Source organism: Armatimonas sp., from assembly GCF_043760365.1.
GTDB lineage: Bacteria > Armatimonadota > Armatimonadia > Armatimonadales > Armatimonadaceae > Armatimonas.
On the sequence record NZ_JAYUPA010000900.1, the window covers coordinates 1 to 8415 of the forward strand.

At 55.6% G+C, this 8415-nt stretch carries 7 protein-coding genes; 1 reads left to right on the top strand and 6 read right to left on the bottom strand.

Features of this window, described 5'->3' with window-relative positions:
- Nucleotides 1-150 precede the first annotated feature (150 nt).
- The gene (locus tag ACH2EH_RS22520; protein ID WP_395145276.1) at nt 151-516 is read right to left on the bottom strand and encodes a hypothetical protein; all 366 of its coding nucleotides are present in this window, start codon (nt 514-516) and stop codon (nt 151-153) included.
- 328 nt (nt 517-844) lie between these two features.
- Here ACH2EH_RS22520 and ACH2EH_RS22525 point away from each other — a divergent pair, with 328 nt between their 5' ends.
- Nucleotides 845-3187 (top strand): penicillin acylase family protein, encoded by a 2343-nt coding sequence (locus ACH2EH_RS22525; protein ID WP_395145278.1) that lies wholly within the window; start codon nt 845-847, stop codon nt 3185-3187.
- A 166-nt stretch (nt 3188-3353) separates the two neighbouring features.
- Here ACH2EH_RS22525 and ACH2EH_RS22530 read toward each other — a convergent pair whose 3' ends face one another.
- The 5 genes from ACH2EH_RS22530 to ACH2EH_RS22550 form a co-directional block, all read right to left on the bottom strand.
- Nucleotides 3354-3983, bottom strand: a complete 630-nt coding sequence (locus ACH2EH_RS22530) for a hypothetical protein (RefSeq protein ID WP_395145280.1) — start codon at nt 3981-3983, stop codon at nt 3354-3356.
- Between the two features lie 32 nt (nt 3984-4015).
- Entirely contained in the window at nt 4016-5809 is a 1794-nt protein-coding gene (locus ACH2EH_RS22535) for a hypothetical protein (RefSeq protein ID WP_395145282.1), read from the bottom strand.
- A gap of 72 nt (nt 5810-5881) precedes the next feature.
- Nucleotides 5882-7360, bottom strand: a complete 1479-nt coding sequence (locus ACH2EH_RS22540) for a hypothetical protein (protein ID WP_395145284.1) — start codon at nt 7358-7360, stop codon at nt 5882-5884.
- Between the two features lie 42 nt (nt 7361-7402).
- Entirely contained in the window at nt 7403-8047 is a 645-nt protein-coding gene (locus ACH2EH_RS22545) for a pentapeptide repeat-containing protein (RefSeq protein WP_395145285.1), read from the bottom strand.
- On the bottom strand, nt 8044-8415 hold a 372-nt coding region (locus ACH2EH_RS22550), incomplete at its 5' end, for a hypothetical protein (RefSeq protein ID WP_395145287.1). The genes ACH2EH_RS22550 and ACH2EH_RS22545, both read right to left, overlap by 4 nt.

Below are 8415 nucleotides of genomic sequence, written 5' to 3' on the forward strand. Positions count from 1 at the left end.
CAGTACCATACCCCGCTGCTCCACCGGGGGCTGCCCTACAAAAAGGATGACATCGCCGTCTACTGTTACATTAATTGTCTGGGCCGAAGCCAGGGGAACTATTATTGCCATGTGCTCATTCTCCACGACTTATTTTTTACCGTTGCGATCCTAAAGGTTCGGCTGGTTATTCGTCGGTGTGATACTGATGCTATACTTGACTCTATAGTTCCAATCAGAGCCAAAGTAACTGGAGTTCTTGAAGGGCATGGAGTTGCTGATCGTTCGCTGCGTTCGAACCGTCAGCTCCGGAAAACCTTCCTGCCTGAGGATATCGTCTTCGTCCAGCGTCGCGACACCGCCGATCACGCCGACCATGGTCTTGAGAAGGCTCCCGACCGCTGCTCCTTTTTTGCCTCCGAGCCCTTTTAGGCCATCTGAGGCATCGTCGCCCGCTTTGCTGAACTTGGCATCCACTTTGCTGAACTTGGCATCCACTTTGCTCCAGTCTTTGGAGACATCTTCATCCAGCCCCATCAGCTCGCCCGAGAGGGTCGTGCCTGTGGGAACCGTAAAATCAAAGAGGGTGGTACCTTTTTCATGAATCGCTTCGCCGCCGGTTGGAAACCGGCGTCTGCAATGGCGTTCCGCCGCAAAGCCCGTTCCAGGCTGGGGATTCGGTAGCCCGCACCCAGAGGGTACCCGGGCTTTGCAGCCGCAGGCTACTGATGACGCCCAATTCCATTGGGCGAACCAACGATTCGTGCAAAAGGCTCCGATGTTTTTTTTTGATCATGTGAAAGCCGCAGTACATTGTACTGCTCCTCGCTAGGGTAAAATGCCCCGGGCAAAGGAGCAGAGAGCGATGATGGTATTTCCCGTTGTGTTGTGTATGATGCAGACCCCCAAGGTCTATGAGGCAGAGATTCGGTGGACTCAGTACGGGATTCCCCACATCACGGCCAAGGACTGGGGAAGCCTCTCGTACGGCGAGGGCTACGCGTTTGCCAAAGACCACCTCGGCTCGTTGGCAGATCAGGTGATCCGGGTGCGTGGCGAGCGGGCGCGCTACTTTGGCGCGGGGCCGGGTAACCGCCATGTCAGCAGTGATATCGCCTTTCGCGCACTGGGTTTTGTCGAGCAGGCGCAGGCGCTCTATCCTAAGCTCACGCCGGAGATCCGAGAGACGGTAGATGGCTTCACAGCGGGCTACAATGCCTACCTGAAGGAGAAAGGGCCGGAAAGCGTGGCAAGCTGGGGATTGGGAACCGAGTGGGTGCGCGAGATCTCGGCTGTCGATCTGCTTGCTTACAACCTCTCCGTGATCGCGACGACCCCAAACCTGGCCGAGCTGATTGCCAGTGCTGCGCCGCCCAAGTCCGGGCTGGAGCCTGTGGCAGAGGGATTGCCCGTGCCGGAGTTTCCCATGGCGAGCAATGGCTGGGCGCTGGGTTCCGAGCGCACGGAACAGGGTAAGGGGATGCTGGTGGCCAACCCACACTTCCCGTGGACGGGCTCTAATCGCTTCTGGGAGAAGCACCTCACGATTCCTGGTCAGCTCAATGTCTATGGGGTGAGCCTGCTGGGCATTCCGGGCGTGCTGATCGGCTTCAACGACGCTGTGGCATGGACTCACACGGTCTCGGCGGGCAAGCGGTTTGTTCTGTATACCCTGGACCTCGTTGCTGGCCACCCGACCCGCTATTATTATGATGGCAAAGAGCGGGAGATGACAGTCAAGCAGCTCAAGATCGCTGTCCGCCAGGCAGATGGCTCCGTGAAGCAAGAGGAGCACCCCGTCTATTCCAGCCACTACGGCCCGATGGTCAATATTGCCGGGTTTGAGTGGAGTGCTAAGCGCGCGGTCAGTGTGCGCGATGCCAACGCCAACAACACCCAGTTCTACGAGCAGTGGCGGGCAATGGACCTAGCGAAGAGCCTCGATGACCTCAAGCAGGCCCATGCGCGCTTCAACTCGATTCCGTGGGTGAACACGATTGCCACGAGCGCCGATGGACGCGCATGGTACGCGGACACCGCCGCCACGCCCCATCTCAGTGCCACCGCCACCACGGCGTTTGCCAAGCGCCTGGAGTCGGATTTTCTCGTGCGCCTGGCGTGGCAGCGAGGCGTGCCTCTACTCGACGGTAGTACGTCGGTGAATGAGTGGCTAAACGACCCCAGTACCCGGCCGGGGGTAGTGCCCTACGCGAAGATGCCCATGCTGGAGCGGCGGGACTATGTCTTTAATGCCAACGATAGCTACTGGTTAAGCCATGCGAAACAAACCATCACGGGTTTCTCTCCGCTCCAGGGGGATGAGAAGACAGCGCGGTCGCTGCGAACCCGGATGAACGCCCGCCTTCTTGACGACACCAGCCCTCAGGGACCGGCGGGTGCGGATGGTAAGTTTTCGTTGGAGGAGCTGGCAGCGGCGGCAGTGAGCAACCGTAGCCTCTCGGCGGAGCTGCTTCGAGCGGAAGTCGCGGAGAGGGCGAAGGCAGCCGGGACCGTGACTATTGAGGGGCAGACGGTAGATCTTTCTCACGCGGCGCAGATACTGGCGGCATGGGATGGTAAGTACAACACGGAGAGCGTCGGGGCGGTGCTCTGGCGGGAGTTCATCACGCTCTATGCCCCCGCCGATACGCAGAAGGCGGGCAATCTCTTCGCGACCGACTTCGACCCGAAACAGCCCGTGATAACTCCCACCCAGCTCGCGACAAGCGAGACGGCACTGGTGAACCTGGGCAAGGCGGTGCTCGTGCTCAAGAACGCCAGGCTCGCGCTCGACACGCCGCTGGGGAAGGTGCAGTACGCCAGCGCCAAGCCGGGGCGGATTCCTGTCCACGGCGGCGATGGTCTCTTTGAGGGCCTGACCAACGTGGTGGGCTTTGGCACCAACCGTTCCACGCTGGAGCCTTTTGCCAGTCCGGCAAAAGTGGTCGGAAGCCGTGCGCTTACCAAGGAAGGTTACCCCGTCAACCAAGGAAGTAGCTTCCTGATGGCGCTGGAGTACACCAGCCAGGGGCCGCGTGCCAAGGCGATCCTCACCTACTCACAATCCGGCGACACGCGCTCGCCCCAGTTTGCCGACCAGACCCAGCTCTTTGGTGCCAAGCAGTGGCGCATGGTGCGTTTCACGGAGAAAGACATCAAGGCCGACCCGAGCCTGATCACTCTGAAGCTCAACTCCAAACGGCCTTGAGCTATTTTCCTGAATCGTAATCCGCCCACTGAAAGTGAGCGTCTGAGGGCCTTCGGCCAGAAAGTCGCTCCGCGACTACTGAGTTCCTAAGTTCTCAGTCGCGGAGCGACTTCGTAGCCGAGGCACGAGGCTCTTAGACGCCCACTTTCAATCGGCGGATTACGATTCAGCCTTGGAGGGCCTCGTAGCTTGTGAGGCGTATGCCCCTTGCTGACGATTCCACAGAGTAGCGCAGCTCCACCCAGTCGCGGAAGTCCACATCTTTTCCGCCGCCCACTTCCAGCAGCACGGTAAGCTTCCCTGGCGTCAGGAGCACGCGGTTCATAATAAAGCTCGTGTCTTTCTCGGCTTTCGAGAACTCCGGGTCGGCCTTGCGCCTCAGAAAGCTCAGAGCGTCGGCGAAGACCGTGGCGGTGATATTGGCTTGTTTGCCGCTCGCGGAGACGAGCAGGAGGGCGTTGGGCTTCCACTTGCCCTGGTGCTCCAGAAAGACCACGGAGCTGTTGGGGGCCCAGACTGTCTTGATGCCGCCGTTGTTCTGGCCGGGAAAGTAGTCCAGGCCGTTCAGCACGGCGATAACGTGACCGTCACTATCCAGCAGGCAGTTACGGACACTCTCGATGTCGTCGTTGTTCGGGCCTTCTGCCTCGGTTTGCTTGCCAGGAACGCCCCAGCCGATAGAGAGCCGGAAGCTGGGCGCATTAGTGCCCTCAACAGCGTGCCAGATGTCCACCGCCGCAGAGGCAATCCGCGAGAGCAGCAGGGCGAAGACGAGAACAATAAGTTTTAGTTTCATTTAAGTGCCAGGATGAATCATGTCCTCTGACTTCAGAGACGATCTACACGAATGATGAGATGCGCTTGTGCACCCTTAAGTATCTGTGGCCCTTTTCCGGCAAGCTTCTCTAAGTCAAGCTTGTAGTCCATGCCCTCCCAGAGAATATCATCAGCAGTCGAGACGTCTTTATCCTTTAGGCGTCCTGAGATTAGATATTCCGTGGGGTTGAGCATGTCCGAGCGTAGCTCAATCTCCCCGCCGGTATTTGCCTTCACATCGATGGTCTGACCTTTTTCGCGCTTCGTGTTGTCCGCCTGGTCTCGTGGGATTTCCCAGACCTTGTCACCGTTAATACGCAGCTCACCAAAACATTCAACAGTGTTGTCTAAACTTCCATCATCCGAGTCATGGATATCGAAATATGCTGTAACTTTGTACGTAGAGGCCTCCTTAAACAAGGAGTTATCAGGATTGGGCGTCTTTGGCTGGACAGCACAAATCACCCCAATAATCTGAATTCCCGTAAAGGATATCCCATCGACGCCAATCGCTGTTTTCCCGCCAAAGGGGCCCCAACCCACCGAGCCACCGCCTTGGATGGTCTTGGTCACGGTTTCTACGTCCGCTTTACCGATGGCTGCTATGATCTTGACATTTCGGGCCAACAGAAATTCTGTCGGTAACAACGGCATTACTTCGAACACTCCCACATTATTTTTTCGAGGAATGCCATCCGTGATTCCCAATCCAGTGCTCAGGTTCAGGAATGGTTTAGCCAATGGATCGTCGCCAAAACGCCACCACTGCGCACCGAACACAACCCCGTTCAGCCAAGGACGATTGATACGCACACGCTTAACCTCGCACTCAATCTTACACGCCGTATTCACCATCTTTATGGATTTCGAACTCTCTACCCCATTTCCTACACTCAAGAGCCCAAAGTTGCCTCCCCCTCCCGTGGCACTGAAACTCTTCGTGGCCAAAGAGTAATCGGATGTGCTACTGTCCATGGTGATCGTTGTCCAGCCCTCTTTGTTTGACCAGATATCGTAGCTAGGGTCAGTTGAGATCTCATGGTACTCCTTACCAAATTGCCCTACGAAACTATTGGCCTTGTATTCATCTTTAACCCTTAACCAGAAGGATTTCGGATCCCTACCTGAGTTCTCGTTAATAGTCTCCATGGCTATCTCAACGGGCTCTTTGTTCCCTTTCGCAGGATCCTTGAAATCTGCATCCGTCTCTTTCATCGCTTGAGCGAACTTCGCATTGGGCGCTACCTTTGTCTTATTCGCTTCGTCTTTTGCGTCCTGGTAGGCTTGAAAGGCATCATCATAGAGTTTCCGATAGTGGTTGTAACATTCCCGGCGAGTTTTATATTTTTCCGTTTCGCTAACAACAACAGGTTGTTTGAGAAATTCTACCGCTTTTGTCACATCCCTCTGACGATCCAGGCTTATAGTAGAAACGGTGGGAGTTTGTTCGTATTGAAGAATCGCGCTCCAGACATCCTCCAGGCTGTTTATATGCGCTTGAAAATCATAAGAGGCGCTCGGCAAACGATTGGCAAGGATTGACAGCCTCTCCTTGACAAATTTCTCATTTTTTTTATCTTGCTCGTTGAAGTCTAATGCAATGCCCGGACGGTAGAGAATCAATGTGGATGTCCCTGGCTTACCCATTGTTTTTGGATTCTCACCACAAATAACCCTGAGCTTAGTGTAGATCATGTCCATGACCCTAGCATTGCTATCTTCTTGATGCGCCGGATTTCCGCTAGCAGTTACCGAGAGCGCAATTAGCAGCAGGCAGAACGCAAATCGAAAATGAGTAAATTTCATTATTAATTTTACTTACTTTGCGGACGAGAGTGAGTGGCCTCGGCCACTCACTCTAATAAGGGTGAGGGAAAGCTATTTCTTTGGAAAGAGCTTCGGATCAGGATTGGGGATCTTGGGCTGGACAGAACAAATTACCCCGATAATCTGAACTCCCGTAAAGGATATCCCATTTGCCCCAATGTCCGATTTCCCACTCGCCGAACTACTGCTTGTCGTGACGGAGGTGCTGACAGCAAACGGGCCCCAGCCCGCGGATCCGCCCGCGGTGACAGATTTTTGCATTGCCTGTGCGTTTGCCATACCGATGTCTGCTGTGATCCTGACATTTCGGGCAAGGAGAAACTCGGTAGGCACTAATGGCATCAGCTCCGTGGCTCCAGTGGCACTCTTTCGAGGAACACCATCCGTGATTCCAAGCCCCGTGCTCAGGTTCAGAAACGGTGCCGCCATCGGATCACTGTTGAAGTTCCACCAGGGCGCACCAAACACAATCCCGTTTAGCCAAGGACGAAAAATCTGAACACGCTTGACCTCGCAGGTAATGTTGCACTTGGTATTTGCCATCTGCATGGACTGCTGGCTCTCGCTGGTAGATCCCGAGCCCGAGATGCTGAAAAGCCCCCAGCCCCCACCTCCCCCTACCGAGGCGCTAAAGCTCTTCGAGGCCGAAGAGTAGTCCGATGTGCTACTGTCCATGGTGATCTTTGTCCAGCCCTCTTTGTTTGACCAGATATCGTAGGTAGGGTCGGTAGAGATCTCGTGGAACTTCTTGCCATTTAGCCCATCAAACTCCATCTGTTTAAACTCAGTATCCGCCTTAAACCAGAAGGTCTTTGGGTCTCGCCCTACACACTCAGCCACCGTTTGGATCGCTACCTGAACGCGATCTCGGTTACCCAATTTAGTGTCTGCAAAGGCACGATTTGCTATTTCTTTCTCGCGAAGGAGCGCTCTAGTGGGTGCTTTCTTCAAGAGGTTGGCCGCGTCCTTGTCTATTTCATAGGCTTTATCGGCAGCATCACTAAGCTTTTGAAAATAGTCATAGCAACTCTGGCGGGATTTAAATGTCTTGGTTTTGGTTGCGGTCTCGTCATCGGGATCCTCTATTTCAACACTAACCTTCTTCGCGAGGAAGGCCTCTGCTTCTTCCATCTTTTGTTGCTCTGCAGGAGTGATCGTGGTAGGAGCCGTTTGATGGTACTTAAGGATACTCTCCCAGACATCCTCAAGACTAGTTAAGCTTGTCTCATAGAAATAGGAGGCATTGGGCAGGCGATTGGCGGTGATCGAAATTCTTTCCTTGACATACTTTTCGTTCTTGGCATCGGTCTCGTTAAAGTCCATGGCGATACCAGGCCTTAGGAGAACCAATGTCGACGTACTAGGCGTGCCCGATGTCTTGGGATTATCCCCGCAGATAACTCGGAGCTTGGCGTAGATCATGTCCATGACCCTCGCGTTCGTGTCCTGAGCCCGTGCACTAGGGGCAATAGCGAAGAGAGCAACGAGCGGGAGTGCCGCTGCAAATCGAAAACCAGTGTGTTTCATCATTCTAAAAAACCTTTCTGTTAGTACCAATAGCACCCAAGAGTGCTATTGTTTCTGAGAACCTTTCTTGTTGGGATTGAAGGAAGTGCCGTCTGCGAACGAGTTCATGTCGGTGCAGTCGGACAGAGTGGCATCTTCGAAGCTCGCCTCAGTGAGGTCGGCCTCGATAAAGGAGCACGTCGTGAGACGTGCATGGTGGAAGCTGCTGCCCGCCAGGCGAGCGAAGTTCAGCAGGACATCCTTGAGCTCCGCGCCGTCGAAGTGTGTGCCGATGGCATTGACGCGTGAGCCATCGCAGCCCTCAGCGTGGGCATCGTTGAAGTGTGCGCCGCTCAGCTCCGCGTTTTCCAGGCGCGTGAACTTCAGCGTTGCGGCAGTGAGATCGGCGTGGCTCAGGTCCGCGCCCACCAGGTTGCAGAACGTGAGAGTCGCGCCCCCGAGCTGTGCGCCCTGTAGGTTGGCGGCCTCCAGCACCACACTCGTGAGCTGGGCTCCCCGAAGATCAGCCCCTCCCAGATCGGCGCTGGTCAGATCGACACTGTCTAGGTTCGCCAGGCGCAGGTCAGCGCCACGCAGATCGGTGTTGCGCAGGTCAAGAGGAGCCTCGGCTCGCGGGCCTGCTGTCGTCCGGTTGAACGCGGCGACATCTCGGCGGAGGAGCGTGGCCAAAGACGCGGAGGAGGTGCTCATCCTCGAATCTTTCCGGGCAGCTCCGCGCCGAACCTCAGGATCGCCGCACGCAACTGCAGGTTCGCACCAGCATTGTACGTGCTGAAGCTCTTCGCTATCTCTACAGGATCATCGCCGACGGGGCTCTCCTTCACTTTTGCCGCTTGGTCGGCCAGTGCTTTCAGTAGCTTATAGTTTGCATCTGTCGGATTCGCACGGGCGAGGATTTCCCCCGCTATAAGCATCCGCTCAATGTACTTTCCCGCCCGATACGCCGCGTAGGCGGGGGTGCTCTCGTAGTGGTTCAGGCTATGCAGGGCATCGCCGACGTTCTCATGAAAGGCTTGCTCGTAGTGGGCGGCTGTCAGGTGCACTACGAGTGTCCTCTT